General features: G+C 74.2%; 15 protein-coding genes. 10 read left to right on the top strand and 5 right to left on the bottom strand.

Annotated elements, in window-relative coordinates:
- Positions 1-2: 2 nt before the first annotated feature.
- Positions 3-155 carry an MFS transporter small subunit gene (locus tag HL054_RS12630; protein WP_369139364.1) on the bottom strand — a complete coding sequence of 51 codons (153 nt, stop codon included), beginning with the start codon at positions 153-155 and terminating at the stop codon, positions 3-5.
- Positions 152-1,558 (bottom strand): OFA family MFS transporter, encoded by a 1,407-nt coding sequence (locus HL054_RS12635; RefSeq protein WP_369139365.1) that lies wholly within the window; start codon positions 1,556-1,558, stop codon positions 152-154. Before HL054_RS12635 ends, HL054_RS12630 begins: the two co-directional genes overlap by 4 nt.
- A 255-nt stretch (positions 1,559-1,813) precedes the next feature.
- Here HL054_RS12635 and HL054_RS12640 point away from each other — a divergent pair, with 255 nt between their 5' ends.
- The 4 genes from HL054_RS12640 (at position 1,814) to purM (ending at position 6,287) form a co-directional block, all read left to right on the top strand.
- Positions 1,814-2,905 carry an S-(hydroxymethyl)mycothiol dehydrogenase gene (locus tag HL054_RS12640; protein ID WP_369139366.1) on the top strand — a complete coding sequence of 364 codons (1,092 nt, stop codon included), beginning with the start codon at positions 1,814-1,816 and terminating at the stop codon, positions 2,903-2,905.
- 79 nt (positions 2,906-2,984) lie between these two features.
- Entirely contained in the window at positions 2,985-3,593 is a 609-nt protein-coding gene (locus HL054_RS12645) for an MBL fold metallo-hydrolase (RefSeq protein WP_369139367.1), read from the top strand.
- Positions 3,594-3,675: 82 nt separating this feature from the next.
- On the top strand, positions 3,676-5,235 hold the full coding sequence (gene purF, locus HL054_RS12650) for an amidophosphoribosyltransferase (protein ID WP_369139368.1): 1,560 nt from the start codon (positions 3,676-3,678) through the stop codon (positions 5,233-5,235).
- A complete protein-coding gene (purM, locus tag HL054_RS12655) occupies positions 5,232-6,287 on the top strand; it encodes a phosphoribosylformylglycinamidine cyclo-ligase (RefSeq protein ID WP_369139369.1) in 1,056 nt (351 codons plus the stop codon). The genes purF and purM overlap by 4 nt, the downstream gene beginning before the upstream one ends.
- 182 nt (positions 6,288-6,469) lie before the next feature.
- Here the strand turns inward: purM and HL054_RS12660 are convergent, their stop codons facing one another.
- Together HL054_RS12660 and HL054_RS12665 are read right to left on the bottom strand one after the other, a co-directional pair.
- Positions 6,470-6,682, bottom strand: coding sequence for a DUF3073 domain-containing protein (locus HL054_RS12660; protein ID WP_110551083.1), 213 nt, complete (start codon positions 6,680-6,682; stop codon positions 6,470-6,472).
- A gap of 198 nt (positions 6,683-6,880) precedes the next feature.
- Positions 6,881-7,936, bottom strand: coding sequence for a Glu/Leu/Phe/Val family dehydrogenase (locus HL054_RS12665; protein WP_369139692.1), 1,056 nt, complete (start codon positions 7,934-7,936; stop codon positions 6,881-6,883).
- Positions 7,937-8,234: 298 nt separating this feature from the next.
- On the opposite strand from HL054_RS12665, the gene HL054_RS12670 reads away from it, so the two are divergent.
- The 4 genes from HL054_RS12670 to HL054_RS12685 all read left to right on the top strand — a co-directional run bounded on the left by HL054_RS12670 (position 8,235) and on the right by HL054_RS12685 (position 12,476).
- A complete protein-coding gene (locus HL054_RS12670; protein WP_369139370.1) occupies positions 8,235-9,224 on the top strand; it encodes a sugar ABC transporter substrate-binding protein in 990 nt (329 codons plus the stop codon).
- A 16-nt stretch (positions 9,225-9,240) separates the two neighbouring features.
- Positions 9,241-10,302 (top strand): ABC transporter permease, encoded by a 1,062-nt coding sequence (locus HL054_RS12675; RefSeq protein WP_369139371.1) that lies wholly within the window; start codon positions 9,241-9,243, stop codon positions 10,300-10,302.
- Positions 10,299-11,108, top strand: a complete 810-nt coding sequence (locus HL054_RS12680; RefSeq protein ID WP_369139372.1) for an ATP-binding cassette domain-containing protein — start codon at positions 10,299-10,301, stop codon at positions 11,106-11,108. Before HL054_RS12675 ends, HL054_RS12680 begins: the two co-directional genes overlap by 4 nt.
- A gap of 105 nt (positions 11,109-11,213) precedes the next feature.
- Positions 11,214-12,476, top strand: a complete 1,263-nt coding sequence (locus HL054_RS12685; RefSeq protein ID WP_369139373.1) for a M23 family metallopeptidase — start codon at positions 11,214-11,216, stop codon at positions 12,474-12,476.
- Between the two features lie 60 nt (positions 12,477-12,536).
- Here the strand turns inward: HL054_RS12685 and HL054_RS12690 are convergent, their stop codons facing one another.
- On the bottom strand, positions 12,537-13,025 hold the full coding sequence (locus HL054_RS12690) for a hypothetical protein (RefSeq protein WP_369139374.1): 489 nt from the start codon (positions 13,023-13,025) through the stop codon (positions 12,537-12,539).
- A 24-nt stretch (positions 13,026-13,049) separates the two neighbouring features.
- On the opposite strand from HL054_RS12690, the gene HL054_RS12695 reads away from it, so the two are divergent.
- Together HL054_RS12695 and HL054_RS12700 are read left to right on the top strand one after the other, a co-directional pair.
- Positions 13,050-13,928 (top strand): MBL fold metallo-hydrolase, encoded by an 879-nt coding sequence (locus HL054_RS12695; protein WP_369139375.1) that lies wholly within the window; start codon positions 13,050-13,052, stop codon positions 13,926-13,928.
- Positions 13,925-15,550 (top strand): GMC family oxidoreductase, encoded by a 1,626-nt coding sequence (locus HL054_RS12700; protein WP_369139376.1) that lies wholly within the window; start codon positions 13,925-13,927, stop codon positions 15,548-15,550. Before HL054_RS12695 ends, HL054_RS12700 begins: the two co-directional genes overlap by 4 nt.
- Positions 15,551-15,556: the final 6 nt, after the last annotated feature.

The raw sequence follows: 15,556 nt of genomic DNA on the forward strand, positions 1-15,556 counted from the left end.
GGTCAGCCGCCGAACAGCGAACTGGCCGTCTTGATCGTCTGGTACAGCCCGTAGGCCAGCGGGACGCCGACCAGCGCCCAGGCGAAGCCGATCAGCCCGGCCGGGGTGTGGGTGCTGCCCTGCGGGGTGTGCGTCGTGCCGGCCGAGGTGCTCATCGGGCTGCGCTCCGTTCCGGGGTCGTGGTGGGGGTGCTCGACTTCGGCTCGTGCCACTTGGCCGCCACCGGCTTGACCAGCAGGTTCGCCACGAAGCCGACGGCGAGCAGGCCGACCATGATGAACAGCGCCGGCCGGTAGTTACCGGCGACGAGCTGGCCGGGGGTGCCCTGGGTGTCCAGGACGCCGTTGACGATCAGTGGTCCGGCGATGCCGGCCGCGGCCCAGGCGGTGAGCAGCCGGCCGTGGATGGCGCCGACCTGGTAGGTGCCGAACAGGTCGCGCAGGTACGCCGGGATGGTGGCGAACCCACCCCCGTAGAAGCTGATGATGATCGCGGCCAGCAGGACGAACAGCCAGGTCGCGCTGCTGCCCACGGTGGCCAGCAGCACGTACAGCACCATGCCGACACCGAGGTAGACCATGTAGATCGGCTTGCGTCCGATGAAGTCCGAGGTCGAGGACCAGACGAACCGGCCGGCCATGTTGAACAGCGACAGCACGCCGACGAAGCCGGCAGCCGCCGTGACGGCGACGGTGGAGGCGTCACCGTCGCGGAAGAAGTCCTGGATCATCGGGCTGGCCTGCTCGAGGATGCCGATGCCGGCGGTCACGTTGCAGAACAGCACGGTCCACAGCAGCCAGAACTGCGGGGTCTTGATCGCGTTGGCGGCCGAGACGTTGTCCGTGGTGACCAGCGCCTTCGCCTTCACCGACGCCGGGTCGAAGCCGTCCGGCTTCCACCCCTCGGCCGGGACGCGGACGATGAAGGCGCCGAACATCATGAAGACCAGGTAGAGCAGGGCGAGGGTCAGGAACAGCTTCGCGACGGCGTCACCGCTGGCGACCGTGGCGGCGGTGCCGTCGTAGGCCGGGTCGTACCAGCCCATCAGCTGGCGGGACAGCGGCGAGGCGATGAGCGCGCCGCCACCGAAGCCCATGATCGCCATGCCGGTGGCCAGGCCCGGGCGGTCCGGGAACCACTTGATCAGCGTGGAGACCGGCGAGATGTAGCCGATGCCCAGGCCGATGCCGCCGATGACGCCGTAGCCCAGGTAGAGCAGCCACAGCTGGTCGGTCGCGATGCCCAGAGAGCCGACGAGGAAGCCGGTGACCCAGAAGACGGCCGAGGTGAACATGGCGGCGCGGGGGCCGTTGCGGTCGACCCAGGTGCCGAAGAGGGCGGCGGAGAGGCCGAGCATGACGATCGCGATGGAGAAGACGATGCCGATCGCGGTGAGGCTGGACTCGAAGTGCGAGACGAGCGCGGCCTTGTAGACGCTGGTCGCGTAGGCCTGGCCGATGCAGAGGTGCACGGCGAGGGCCGCCGGTGGGATGAGCCACCGGTTGAACCCGGGGCGCGCGACGATGCGCTCCCGAGCCAGGAAGCTGGGTACTGCCACGGAACGGGACCTCCGGGGGAACGGGACGGCGCGGCCGGACGGACGGCACCTGGCCGTCCCGGGACCCGTCGTCCGGGGCGCAGCCGGTGGGGACGGTACGACGGTGTGACGGATCCCGCCGCCCGACCACCCCTCCACGGGGTGGTTCCGCAACCAATTCGTTGCCTTCGGGACGGACTCGTCTCGCCCGGCGGGCCCGGTACCGCCCCGCGGGGAGCGGCGGCGGGCGGCGGGCGGGGTCCCTAGGGTGGGGCCATGCCGTACGAGGTCAAGGGCGTCGTCGCCCTCAGCAAGGGTGCTCCGGTCACCATCGAGACGATCATCGTCCCCGACCCCGGTCCGGGTGAGGCGGTCGTGGACGTGCAGGCCTGCGGGGTCTGCCACACCGACCTGCACTACCGCGAGGGCGGGATCAACGACGAGTTCCCGTTCCTGCTCGGCCACGAGGCCGCCGGCACCGTCTCCGCGATCGGTGAGGGCGTCACCGACGTCGCGGTCGGGGACTTCGTGATCCTGAACTGGCGGGCCGTGTGCGGGCAGTGCCGCGCGTGCGCCGCTGGCAAGCCCTGGTACTGCTTCGCGACCCACAACGCCACGCAGAAGATGACGCTGGCCGACGGCACCGAGCTCTCGGCGGCCCTGGGCATCGGCGCGTTCGTGGAGAAGACGCTGGTCCACGCCGGGCAGTGCACCAAGGTCGACCCGGCCGCGCCGGCGACCGCCGCCGGGCTGCTCGGCTGCGGCGTGATGGCCGGGGTAGGCGCGGCGATCAACACCGGCGGGGTCACCCGCGGGCAGTCGGTGGCCGTGTTCGGCTGCGGCGGCGTCGGTGACGCCGCGATCGCCGGCTCCGCGCTGGCCGGGGCGAGCACCATCATCGCCGTCGACATCGACGACCGGAAGCTGGAGTGGGCCCGCGGGATGGGCGCCACGCACACCGTGAACTCCAAGGAGATCGACGCGGTCGAGGCCATCCGCGGGCTGACCGGCGGCTTCGGCGTCGACGTCGCCATCGACGCGGTCGGGCACCCGGCGGTCTACGAGCAGGCCTTCTACGCCCGTGACCTGGCCGGCACCGTGGTCCTGGTCGGGGTGCCGAACCCGACCATGGAGGTCACCCTGCCGATGATCGAGGTCTTCGGCCGGGGTGGTGCGCTCAAGTCCTCCTGGTACGGCGACTGCCTGCCGTCGCGGGACTTCCCGATGCTGATCGACCTCTACCTGCAGGGCCGCTTCGACCTGGACGCCTTCGTGTCCGAGACGATCGCCCTGGACGCGGTGGAGAGCGCCTTCGAGAAGATGCACAACGGCGAGGTGCTGCGCTCGGTCGTGGTGTTCGACAAGTGAGCGCCGCGCGGACGACGGGCGAGCGAGCATCGCAGGGAGCGCCAGCGACCGAGGAGCGGAACGAGTTCGGAGTCGAGCAATGAGCCCCCGCATCGACAAGGTCGTGGTCAGCGGCGTCTTCAGCCTCGACGGGCAGGACTTCGACGTCGACAACAACGTCTGGCTGGTCGGCGACGACGACGAGGTGCTCGTGGTCGACGCCCCCCACGACGCCGCCCCGATCGTCGAGGCCGTCGGTGGCCGGAAAGTGCGCGCCATCGTGCTCACCCACGGCCACAACGACCACATCACCGCCGCGGTCGCCCTCCGGGACGCCGTCGACGCGCCGATCTGGTTCCACCCGGCCGACCGGATGCTCTGGGACGTCGTCCACCCCGACGCCAGCCCGGACGGCGAGCTGGCCGACCACGCCCGCTTCCGGGTGGCCGGCACGTCGTTGGAGGCGCTGCACACCCCGGGCCACTCGCCCGGGAGCACCTGCCTGCACGCGCCGGACCTGCGCACCGTCTTCACCGGCGACACCCTCTTCTGCGGCGGTCCGGGGGCGACCGGCCGGTCCTTCAGCGACAAGCCGACCATCCTGCGCTCGATCAACGCGCGGCTGATGAGCCTGCACGGTGACACCGTGGTGCGGACCGGTCACGGGGACGACACGACGATCGGCGCGGAGACCTCGAACATCTCCTGAGCTGGGGTTTCCGGACGACGTCGTCCTCCCGGGGTGAGCGGTGCCACCTCGGGAGGACCCGTCGAGCCGGTAGTCTCGACCCGTGCCTCGCGGTGATGGACGGCTGACGCACGACCTCGATCCCCAGTCCCCTGGTCCCCAGGACGCCTGTGGCGTCTTCGGGGTCTGGGCACCGGGTGAAGAGGTCGCGAAGTTGACCTACTTCGGCCTGTACGCCCTCCAGCACCGCGGTCAGGAGGCGGCCGGCATCGCGGTGTCCGACGGCTCCTCCGTCGTGGTCTACAAGGACCTGGGCCTGGTGAGCCAGGTCTTCGACGAGGCGACGCTGGGCAGTCTGCGCGGCCACATCGCGGTGGGCCACACCCGGTACTCGACCACCGGGGCCTCCATCTGGGAGAACGCCCAGCCCACGTTCCGCACCACCGGGGCCGGCACCGGGCTGGCGCTGTGCCACAACGGCAACCTGGTCAACACCGCCGAGCTGGCCAGCGCCGCCGCGGACGAGGGCGTGGCCGGGGCCTTCGCCGCGACCACCGACTCCGACCTGATCACCTCGCTGATCGCCGCCAAGCCGGACATGTCCGTCGAGGCCGCCGCGATGGAGGTGCTGCCGCGGCTGCGCGGGGCCTTCAGCCTCACCTTCATGGACGAGCACACGCTCTACGCCGCCCGCGACCCGCAGGGCGTGCGCCCGCTGGTGCTCGGCCGCCTCGAGCGCGGCTGGGTGGTCGCCAGCGAGACGGCCGCGCTGGACATCTGCGGTGCGTCGTTCGTGCGCGAGGTCGAGCCCGGCGAGCTGATCGCCATCGACGAGGACGGGCTGCGCAGCCAGCACTTCGCCGTCGCCCAGCCCAAGGGCTGCGTGTTCGAGTACGTCTACCTGGCCCGCCCGGACACCACGATCTCCGGCCGCACCGTGCACGCCGCGCGGGTGGAGATCGGCCGCCGGCTGGCGAAGGAGTGGCCGGTCGAGGCCGACCTGGTCATCCCGGTGCCCGAGTCCGGCACCCCGGCCGCGGTCGGCTACGCGGAGGCCTCCGGCATCCCCTACGGCCTGGGCCTGGTGAAGAACTCCTACGTGGGGCGCACCTTCATCCAGCCGAGCCAGACCATCCGGCAGCTGGGCATCCGGCTGAAGCTCAACCCGCTGCGCGACGTCATCCGCGGCAAGCGGCTGGTCGTCGTCGACGACTCGATCGTCCGCGGCAACACCCAGCGCGCGCTGATCCGGATGCTCCGCGAGGCCGGCGCGCTCGAGGTGCACGTGCGGATCGCCTCGCCGCCGGTGAAGTGGCCGTGCTTCTACGGCATCGACTTCGCCAGCCGCGCCGAGCTCGTCGCCAACGGCCTGGACGTCGACGGCGTCCGCGCCTCCATCAACGCCGACTCGCTGGGCTACGTCTCCGAGCAGGGGCTGATCGCCGCCACCGAGCAGCCGGCCAACCGGCTGTGCACCGCCTGCTTCACCGGCCAGTACCCGATCCCGCTGGGCGAGCCGGAGGTGCTCGGAAAGCACGTGCTGGAGGGCATCGGCCGCCGGACGATCGCCGACGAGCAGGCCGCGGTCACCGGCTGGACCGGTCAGCAGGCCGGCAGCGCGACCGTGCCGGGGGGCGCGGCCGACGCCCTGGCCCGCCCGTGACCGACGACCTGACCTACGCGGCCGCCGGCGTCGACATCGACGCCGGGGAGCGCGCGGTCACGCTGATGCGCGCCGCGGTGGAGAAGACCAACCGCCCCGAGGTCGTCGGCGGCCTCGGCGGCTTCGCCGGGCTGTTCGCGCTGGACACGGCGAAGTACAGCAAGCCGCTGCTGGCGTCCTCCACCGACGGCGTGGGCACCAAGATCGCGCTGGCCCGGGCGCTGGACCGGCACGACACGGTCGGCATCGACCTGGTCGCGATGGTCGTCGACGACCTGGTCGCCTGCGGCGCGGAGCCGCTGTTCCTGCAGGACTACGTGGCCTGCGGGCGGGTGGTGCCCGAGCGGATCGCCGCGATCGTCACCGGCATCGCCGCCGGTTGCACGCAGGCCGGTGCCGCGCTGGTCGGCGGGGAGACCGCCGAGCACGGCGACCTGATGGGCGCCGACGAGTACGACCTGGCAGCCACCGCGGTGGGGGTCGTGGAGGCCGATGCCGTCCTGGGCCCGGAGCGGGTGCGGGCGGGCGACGTGGTGGTCGCCATGGCGTCGTCCGGCTTCCACTCCAACGGCTACTCCCTGGTGCGCCGGGTCGTCGACCGGGCCGGGCTCGACCTGGCCGCGACGCCGGCCGGGCTGGACCGCCCGCTGGGCGAGGAGCTGCTCGAGCCGACCCGCATCTACGCGCTGGACTGCCTGGCGCTGGTCCGCGAGCTCGGCGTGGAGGCGGTGCACGCCTTCGCGCACATCACCGGCGGCGGGCTGGCGGGCAACACCGTGCGGGTCGTCCCGGCCGGGCTTGCGGCCGTGCTGGACCGCAGCACCTGGGCGCTCCCGGCCGCCGTGCGGCTGCTCGAGGAGCACGGCGTGCCGCGCACCGAGTCCGAGCGCGCCTTCAACTGCGGCGTGGGCATGGTCGCCGCCGTCGCCCCGGAGCAGGCCGACGCCGCGGTGGCGTTGCTCACCGCCCGCGGGGTGCCCGCCTGGGTGGCCGGCACGGTCGGCACGGGCGACGGCGAGGCCTCGGCCCGGCTGGTCGGCACCTACCGCTAGCGGAAGGACCCCCTGCCCCCCACCGCTCGCAGGCTCGCGGCGGGACCCTGCAGGGGGCCGCTCCAGCGCGTCACCAGCTGCTGGCGTGCCCGCTGTGACGTGTCCGGACAGCACGACAGCACCGCCGCTCCCGGGGGAGCGGCGGTGTCGTCGTGGACGAGGACTGGGCCGTCAGGCCCAGCTCAACGGCTGGCTGCCCAGTCGTCGTCCTCGTCGTCCTGTGACCAGGTGGCCAACGGGTCGTCCTCGTCGTCGTCCTTCGGACCCCGGCTGGGGAACGACGACGGCTGACCAGCGAGTTCGCGCTGGAGGGCCGTGAGGTCGGTGTTGGGTGAGCTGTACTTGAGCTCACGGGCCACGCGTGTCTGCTTGGCCTTCGCTCGGCCGCGCCCCATGGCTCGACCCCCTCGTGACGGAGTGCGGGTCGTCCAGCACTGGGCTGGACGGCCCGTGTGGCGACCCCGACTGAGTGACTGTGTCCTGGAGCGAGCTTACGACACGGATGGGGCGCGGGCACGCGTCGCATCCCCCAGGCCACCCGTCCGGAGGCCACAGGTGACCGGGGTCTCACCCCGGCGGGCCTCCGGAGGGGGTCAGCGGGGCAGCCGGATGGTCGCCAGCCGGCCCACCGAGCGCATCCGCTCCTCGGCGAGCCGGTCCGCCGCGACGGCGGGGGAGACGCCCTCGGCGGCGGCGGCGTCGAAGACCCGGAGGGCGACGTCGTAGATGGTGGTCGTCTTGGCCTCCGCCCGGGCGAAGGAGAACCCGTGCCGCTCGTCCTCCACCTGGATGACGCCGCCGGCGTTGACCAGGTAGTCGGGGGCGTAGAGCACGCCGCGGTCCGCCAGCAGCTGGGCGGTGCCGGCGTGGGCCAGCTGGTTGTTCGCCCCGCCGCAGACGATCTCGGCTGGCAGCACCGCGACGGTCTCGTCGTCCAGCGCGCCGCCCAGGGCGCAGGGGGCGTAGACGTCGTGCGGCGTGCGCACCAGCTCGGCGGTGTCGGCCACCGCCCGCGCCGCGGGGTGCCGGGTGAGCACCCGGTCGACGGCCGCCCGGTCCACGTCGGTGACCACCACGTCGGCGCCGTCCCCGACCAGCAGGTCGACCAGGTGTGAGCCGACCTTGCCCACACCGGCGACGGCGACCGTGCGCCCGGCCAGCGTCGGGGTGCCCCAGCGGTGCCGGGCGGCGGCGCGCATGCCCTGGAACACCCCGAAGGCGGTGAGCACCGAGGAGTCGCCGCAGCCGCCGTGCACCTCCGACCGGCCGTGCGCGAACCGGGTCTCCCGCGCGACGACGTCCAGGTCGGCGTTGTAGGTGCCGACGTCGCAGGCGGTCAGGTAGCGGCCGCCGAGCGCCTCGACGAAGCGGCCGTAGGCGCGCAGCAGGGCCTCGGTCTTGTCCGTCCGCGGGTCGCCGATGATCACCGCCTTGCCGCCGCCCAGGTCCAGCCCGGCGAGGCTGTTCTTGTAGGCCATCGCGCGGGAGAGCGCGAGGGCGTCGGTCACCGCCGCCTCCTCCGAGGCGTAGGGGAAGAAACGGGTGCCGCCCAGTGCCGGACCCAGCGCCGTCGAGTAGACCGCGATCACCGCGCGCAGTCCCGACTCGGGGTCGGAGCAGAAGACGACCTGTTCGTGCCCGGAGGCCATCACGTCCACGGTCGGCAGCCTAGGCGCGCCGGCGGCGCCGGCGACCGGTGCGCGCGAGCTGCGCCGGGCAGCCCCCGGACGGGTGACCGGGCCGGACGACAAGGACCCGACGCGGAGGCGGATGCCGTGGTCCGGGCCGGGGCCAGGCATGATCGGGGGCTGACGACAGGCGCCGGGTCAGACCGGTGCCGCACACTCCCCGTCGGGGCCTCAGTCCAGGGCCTGCCCAGGGGGTGGACCCGGCGAGGCAGTCCTGCGCCGTGACCCAGGAGTGACCACAGTGGAGGAACGGCACACGATGGCCCGACGTACGCGCCTGCTCGCGCTCGCCCTGGCAGCCCCGCTGCTGCTGAGCGCCTGTTCCACCGACGACGCCGGCTCCGGTGACGGCGGGGGCGGCGACAGCGGTGGCAGCGCCGCCGCCGACGGCGACCTCAGCTTCGCGGTGGTCACCCACGGCTCCGCCGGCGACGCCTTCTGGGACGTCGTGCAGAAGGGCGCCCAGGCTGCCGGGGAGGACCTCGGCGTGTCCGTGGACTACCAGAGCGACGGCGACCCGCAGCGCCAGTCCCAGCTGATCCAGGCCGCCGTGAACCAGGACGTCGACGGCATCGTCGTCTCGATGGCCAACCCCGACGCGCTGCAGGACTCGGTCGAGGCCGCGGTCGCCGCCGGCATCCCGGTCGTCACCATCAACTCCGGCGCCGCCGAGTCCGCCCAGTTCGGCGCCATCGGCCACGTCGGCCAGGACGAGACGATCGCCGGTCAGGGTGCGGGCCGGCGGCTGGCCGAGGACGGCGCCACCACCGTGCTCTGCGTCGTGCACGAGGCCGGCAACATCGGCCTCGAGCAGCGCTGCGACGGCGCCTCGCAGGGGCTGGGCAGCGAGGTCCGGCTGCTGCAGGTCGACATCAACGACCTGCAGGCCGCGCAGTCGACGATCGCCTCGCAGCTGCAGAGCGACCCGTCGATCGACGCCGTGCTCACCCTGAACTCCGGGGTCGCCTCGGTCGCCGCCCAGGCGGCCTCCGACGCCGGCTCCGAGGCCGAGATCGCCACCTTCGACCTCAACGGCGACGTCATCGCCGCGATCCAGGACGGCTCGATCTCCTTCGCGGTCGACCAGCAGCAGTACGAGCAGGGCTACCTGCCGGTCGTGATGCTCAAGCTGTACGCGGACAACCTGAACACCGTCGGCGGTGGCCAGCCGGTGCTGACCGGGCCGGGGATCGTCGACGCCGCCAACGTCGACGAGATCGCCGACCTCGCCTCCGCCGGCACCCGCTGACCACGCTGGAGACCCCATGAGTGCCACCCGGGAGGCGCCGGTCAGCGGGCCGGCGCGCGCCGACGAGCGGCTCGCCGCCGTCGGTCTGTGGCGGCGGCTGCTGGTCAAGCCCGAGCTCGGCTCGCTGATCGGCGCCGTCGTCATCCTGGCGTTCTTCTCCGTCCAGTCCTCGACCTTCCGCTCGCTGAGCGGGATCGCGAACTGGCTGGACGTCGCCTCGACGCTGGGCATCATGGCGGTCGCGGTGGCGCTGCTGATGATCGGCGGGCACTTCGACCTGTCCGCCGGCGTGCTGACCGGCACGACGGCGTTGACCGTCGGCGTGGTGGCCACCGAGCTCGGCCAGAACATCTGGGTGGCGATCGCCGCCGCGCTGGTGCTGGCCCTGGCGATCGGCTTCCTCAACGGCTGGCTGGTCACCCGCACCGGCCTGCCCAGCTTCATCATCACGCTGGGCACCTTCCTGATGCTGCAGGGCCTGAACCTGGGCCTGACCAAGCTGTTCACCGGCACGGTCGTCGTCCGGGGGATCGCCGAGGCGCCCGGCTACCACTCGGCCGAGCTGCTGCTGGCCTCCACGATCAGCGTCTTCGGGCAGCCGTTCCGGGTGGCCGTGGTGTGGTGGCTGCTGGCCACCGCCGTCGCCAGCTGGGTGCTGCTGCGCACCCGGTTCGGCAACTGGGTCTTCGCCACCGGCGGCGACGAGGTCGCCAGCCGCAACGTCGGCGTCCCCGCGGCCCGGACGACGATCACCCTGTTCATGACCACCGCGGCCGCGGCCTGGCTGGTCGGCTCGATCACCGCCGTCCGGCTCACCTCGGTGCAGGCCAACACCGGCACCGGGCAGGAGCTGATCTACATCGTCGCGGCGGTCATCGGCGGCTGCCTGCTCACCGGCGGGTTCGGGTCGGCGATCGGGGCGGCGCTCGGCGCGCTGGTCTTCGGCATGACCCAGCAGGGGATCGTCTACCTGCGCTGGGACGCCGACTGGTTCTACTTCTTCCTCGGGGCCATGCTGCTGCTCGCCGTGCTGGCCAACCGGCTGGTCCGGCGCTACGCCGAGGCGGCCCGGCGATGAGCACCGCGGTGGACCGCACCGGCGACGTCCCGCTGCTGGAGCTGCGCGGCATCGGCAAGGACTTCGGCTCGGTCATCGCGCTCGACGGCATCTCCACCACGGTGCGGGCCGGCGAGGTCACCTGCGTCCTCGGCGACAACGGCGCCGGCAAGTCCACGCTGATCAAGGTGCTCTCCGGCGTGCACCGGCCGACCCGCGGGGAGCTGCTGCTGGACGGCCGGCCGGTCGACTTCGGGGCGCCGCGCGAGGCGCTGGACGCCGGCATCGCCACGGTCTTCCAGGACCTGGCGATGATCCCGCTGATGGCGATCTGGCGGAACTTCTTCCTCGGCTCGGAGCCGACCACCGGGTGGGGGCCGTTCCGGCGCTTCGACAGCGCCACGGCCAAGGACGTCACCCGGCGCGAGCTGGCCGCGATGGGCATCGACATCCGGGACGCCGACCAGCCGGTGGGCACCCTGTCCGGCGGCGAGCGGCAGTCGGTCGCCATCGCCCGGGCGGTGCACTTCGGTGCCCGGGTGCTCATCCTCGACGAGCCGACCTCGGCGCTGGGCGTGAAGCAGGCCGGGGTGGTGCTGCGCTACATCGCGCAGGCGCGCGACCGCGGGCTGGGCGTCGTCTTCATCACCCACAACCCGCACCACGCGCACCCGGTCGGCGACCGGTTCCTGCTGCTCAACCGCGGCCGGAGCATGGGCGACTTCGCCAAGGGCGAGCTGTCCCGGCAGGAGCTGACCGCCATGATGGCCGGCGGCGACGAGCTGGCCGAGCTCGCCGAGGAGCTGGAGCGCCCCGCCGGGGGGTGACCCATTCGTGTTGCGGTTGCGCCGCGTGTTGCCTTTGTGACTCACGGTGCGGGGTGCGACTCTCGCTGGGCTCATCCGCCCGTCCCTCTTCCCCAGGGAGCGACCATGCCGCAGCGTCCGCTGCGCTCGTCACCGGTGCCCGCGCGCCTGTTCCGTGCTGCCCTCGCGGCGGTGGTGGCCGGTGCCGTGCTGACCGGCAGCGGCGTGGCGCTCGCGGCGCCGGAGAACCCCAGCGACCAGCAGCTCGGCGACGCCCGGGTGGCCCAGGACGCCGCCGCCGCCGAGGTCGGCCGGATCGCCGGGCTCGTCGCGGCCGCCGAGGGGCAGCTGGAGCAGGTGCAGTTCCAGGCCGAGGCGGCCGGCACCGCGTACCTGCTGGCCGAGGAGGCCCGGCTGGCGGCCGAGGCCGCGGCCGAGCAGACCGCCCGCGACCTGCAGGTGGCCGCCGACGCCACCGCCGCCGCGCAGCTGCGGCTGGCCGACTTCTCCCGCAACAGCTACAAGAACGGCACCACGCTGGCCACCGAGATGGCGCTGCTGGACGCCGAGGGCCCCGCGGAGCTGGTGCGCAAGGCGGCGCTGCTGGACTACGTCGCCGACCACCAGATCGACGTCCTGGGCGCGCTGGAGTCCGCGCAGCTGCAGCAGGCGGCCGCCGACGCCGCCGCCCAGGCCGCCCGGGACGAGAAGGTGGCCACCGAGGAGGCCGCCGCGACCGCCAAGGCCACGGCCGAGGCGCAGCTGGCCGCCCAGGAGGTCGCCGTCTCCGAGGTCACCGCCCAGAAGGCCGCCCTGGAGCAGCAGCTGCAGGCAGCCCAGGTGCGCCTGCTGGAGCTGCAGGGCGCCCGGGACGCCTACCAGGCGTGGGTCGCCCAGAAGGCCGCCGAGGAGGCGGCCGCCCGGGAGGCCGAGCGGCAGGCGCGCGCGGCCGCCGCCGCCGAGCAGCAGGCCGACACCGGGGACTGGGGCTACGCCCGGCCCGCCCGCGGCGTCACCAGCAGCTGCTACGGCTCCCGCTGGGGCGTGACCCACTTCGGCGTCGACATCGCCGCCCCGATCGGGACGCCGGTGTACGCGGCCACGGCCGGGGTGGTCCAGCGGGCCGGCACCGCGACCGGCTTCGGCTACGCCGTCTACATCCGCGGCGACGACGGGGCGGTCACCGTCTACGGCCACGTCAACCGGTACTTCGTCAGCGCCGGGGAGCGGGTCTCGGCCGGTGAGCAGATCGCCGAGGTGGGCAACCGCGGCCAGTCGACCGGCCCGCACCTGCACTTCGAGGTGCACCCCAACGGGGCGATGTACAGCGGCCAGGTCGACCCGGTGCCCTGGCTGCGCGCCCGCGGCATCTCGATCGGCCGCTGCTGAGCGGACGGCCCGGCTCCTCCGCGGGGGAGGAGCCGGGCCGTCGTCGTCCGGGGAGAGCGGTCAGGCGTTGTCGCAGTTCTCGGTGACCCAGGTGTCCAGGTTGGTCTGGGCCTCGCCGCTGGAGGCGCTCAGGTCGGTGACGGCCTGCTGCACCGAGGCCTGGCCCTCGGGGGTGGTGAGGTCGGCGCCGGCGACGGCGTCGCGGAGGCCGGTGAAGGCCTGCTGCAGCACGCCCCAGTCCGCGCTGATCTCGGCCGGCGGCTCGAGCTCGCCCAGTGCGCTCACGCCCTGGTCCAGGGTCGCGGACAGCTGCTCGGGCTGCGCGGCGTCCAGGCCGCTGCTGAGCTCGGTGAAGATGGACTCGGCCTCGGTGCAGAAGGCCTGCACGTCCTCGTCGGAGGTGCCGCCGGACTCGGCGGAGCCGGACGCGGCGGACGAACTCGGGGTGGCCTCGGTCTGCTCGTCGTCGGAGCCGCCGCAGCCGGTGAGCAGGAGCAGGGCAGCGGCGGCGGAGATGCCGCCCTTCAGCAGGGTCGCGGGTGCTCGCATGCCCAGGACGCTAGCGTCCCGGGGGTGGACGCACCGGTGGACCCGCGGACGAGCTGGGACCTGCCCGCCCCCGGCGCGATGCCGCGGACGGCGGAGCTCGAGCCGCTCGTCGTCCGGGTGCTGGCCCCCAACGCGTCGGGGATGACGCTGGACGGCACGAACACCTACGTCGTGGGCCAGCCCGGCAGCGGGCAGGCCGTCGTCGTGGACCCCGGTCCGGCCGACCCGGCCCACCTGGCCGCCGTGGAGGCCGTGCTGACCGCCCGGGACGCCCGGGTGGTGGCCGTGCTGGTCACCCACCACCACGGCGACCACGCCGAGGCGGCGCTGCCGTGGGGCCGGCGGTTCGGCGCGCCGGTCGCGGCCGCGGCGGCGGACGTCGCCGGCCCGGCGGGCCGGCTCCTGGCGCCGGGCGAACAGCTGCGCCTGGCCGGGACGACGATCGGGGTGGTCGGCACCCCGGGGCACACCGCCGACCACCTGGCGTTCCGGCTGGAGTCCGGCGCGGTGCTCGTCGGCGACCACGTGCTCGGCCGCGGTACCTCGGTGGTCACCCACCCGGAGGGCGACGTGGTGGCCTACCTGGAGTCGCTGCGCCGGGTGCACGACCTGGGCCCGGCGGCGCTGTACTGCGGGCACGGGCCGGAGCTGACCGTCGACCCCGCGGCGGTCCTCGACTTCTACCTGGCCCACCGGGCCCACCGCGAGGCGCAGCTGCTCGCCGGCCTCGCCGCCGGGCCGCGCACCGTCGACGAGCTGGTGGCGCAGGTCTACGCCGCCGTCCCATCCGCGCTGTGGCCGGCCGCCGCGCAGTCGACCCGGGCGACCCTGGCCAAGCTCGCCGCCGAGGGCCGGGTGCGGCCCGCGGACGGCGACGTCGTCGCGCTGGCCGACCCACGGTGAGCAGCTGGGACGTCGTGGTGGTCGGCGCCGGGTCCGCCGGCTGCGCGCTGGCCGCCAGGCTGGTCGACGCCGGCCGCCGGGTGCTCGTGCTGGAGGCCGGCGCGGACCACCCGCAGCCGGCCGACTTCCCCGCCACCCTGCGGGACGCCGCGACCCTCGGCGCTGCCACCCCCGGGCACCCGGCGAACTGGACCTACGCGGCGCAGCTGGCCGAGGACGTCAGCTACCCGGTGGTCCGCGGGCGCGGTCTCGGCGGCTCCAGCGCGATCAACGGCAGCTACTTCGTCCGCGGCACGCCCGCCGACTTCGACGGCTGGGCCGCCGCCGGCAACGACCTGTGGTCGGCCGCCGCCGTGCTGCCGGCCTTCTGCCGGTCGGAGTCCGACGCCGACTTCGGGCAGCTGCCCGGGCACGGCGCCGACGGGCCGGTGCCGGTGACCCGCAGCTCCACCGCGCACCCGGTGACCGACGCGTTCGCCGCCGCCTGCGACGAGCTGGGCTTCCCGGCCGAGCCGGACAAGAACGCCGGCGGCCAGGCCGGGCACGGCCCGATCCCGGTCAACGTGGCCGACGGGGTGCGGGTCAACGCCGCGATGGCCTACCTGTCGCCCCGCCGGGGCTCGCCGCTGCTGACGGTGCGCGGCGGCACCCGGGTCCTCCGGGTGGTGGTCGAGGGCGGCCGGGCCGTCGGCGTGCAGACCGCGGACGGCGTCGTCCGGGCCGACGAGGTGGTGCTGGCCGCCGGCGCGGTGGCCTCGCCGCACCTGCTCATGCTGTCCGGCATCGGCCCCGCCGAGCAACTGCGGGCGGCCGGGGTGCCGGTGCTCGTCGACGCCCCCGGGGTGGGCGCGGACTTCAGCGACCACCCGGACCTCTACGTCACCTGGCAGCCGAGCCGCCGGCTGCCGATGCCGCGCGGGTTGATGCCCCTGGCCACCGCGCTCAACACCGCGGCCACCGGGTCGGGGGAGGTCGCGGACCTCGAGGTCATGCCCTGGCTCAAGCCGTTCCGGAAGGTGCTGCTGGACCGGTCGTCGGGCTCACCGCTGGCCGGGGTGGGGGAGGCGCTGCGCCGGTCGGCCGGCACGCTGCGGGCGCTGCGCGGCGCCTCGCTGCACCGGCTGCTCGACCAGGCCCGCCGCCGCGACGACCTCTACCTGGCGGTCGCGCTGCAGCAGGAGGAGAGCCGCGGCCGGCTCACCCTCACCAGCGCCGACCCGCTCGTCCAGCCCCGCATCGAGCACCGCTACCTCACCGAGGACGCCGACCGGCGCCGGCTGCGGGAGGGCGTGCGGCTGGCCGCCGAGCTGCTCCGGACGGCGGCGTTCGCCCCGCTGGTCGCCGAGCGCACCGGGCTCCCCGAGGAGGTGCTGGCCGACGACCGCGAGCTGGACCGCTGGACCCGCCGGCACCTGGCCACCGCGATCCACCTGGCCGGCAGCGCCCGGATGGGCCCGGACGGCGACGCCGGCGCGGTGGTCGACCAGCTCTTGCGGGTGCGCGGGGTCGAGGGCCTGCGGGTGGCGGACACCTCCGTGATGCCGCAGGTGACCTCGCGCGGCCCCGCGGCGACCGCGGTGATGATCGGCGAGCGCGCCGCCGAGCTCTGGCCCGCCGCCTGACCCGCG

This window comes from Modestobacter versicolor (assembly GCF_041028285.1).
Classification (GTDB): domain Bacteria; phylum Actinomycetota; class Actinomycetes; order Mycobacteriales; family Geodermatophilaceae; genus Modestobacter; species Modestobacter versicolor_A.

Excerpts from the sequence above, each read along its gene's own strand:
- HL054_RS12665 (WP_369139692.1), bottom strand. The coding sequence starts at position 7,936 with ATGGCCTCCGGGCACGAACAGGTCGTCTTCTGCTCCGACCCCGAGTCG.
- HL054_RS12640 (WP_369139366.1), top strand. The coding sequence starts at position 1,814 with ATGCCGTACGAGGTCAAGGGCGTCGTCGCCCTCAGCAAGGGTGCTCCG.
- HL054_RS12690 (WP_369139374.1), bottom strand. The coding sequence starts at position 13,025 with ATGCGAGCACCCGCGACCCTGCTGAAGGGCGGCATCTCCGCCGCCGCT.
- HL054_RS12675 (WP_369139371.1), top strand. The coding sequence starts at position 9,241 with ATGAGTGCCACCCGGGAGGCGCCGGTCAGCGGGCCGGCGCGCGCCGAC.
- HL054_RS12645 (WP_369139367.1), top strand. The coding sequence starts at position 2,985 with ATGAGCCCCCGCATCGACAAGGTCGTGGTCAGCGGCGTCTTCAGCCTC.
- HL054_RS12685 (WP_369139373.1), top strand. The coding sequence starts at position 11,214 with ATGCCGCAGCGTCCGCTGCGCTCGTCACCGGTGCCCGCGCGCCTGTTC.
- HL054_RS12670 (WP_369139370.1), top strand. The coding sequence starts at position 8,235 with ATGGCCCGACGTACGCGCCTGCTCGCGCTCGCCCTGGCAGCCCCGCTG.
- HL054_RS12660 (WP_110551083.1), bottom strand. The coding sequence starts at position 6,682 with ATGGGGCGCGGCCGAGCGAAGGCCAAGCAGACACGCGTGGCCCGTGAG.
- HL054_RS12630 (WP_369139364.1), bottom strand. The coding sequence starts at position 155 with ATGAGCACCTCGGCCGGCACGACGCACACCCCGCAGGGCAGCACCCAC.
- HL054_RS12680 (WP_369139372.1), top strand. The coding sequence starts at position 10,299 with ATGAGCACCGCGGTGGACCGCACCGGCGACGTCCCGCTGCTGGAGCTG.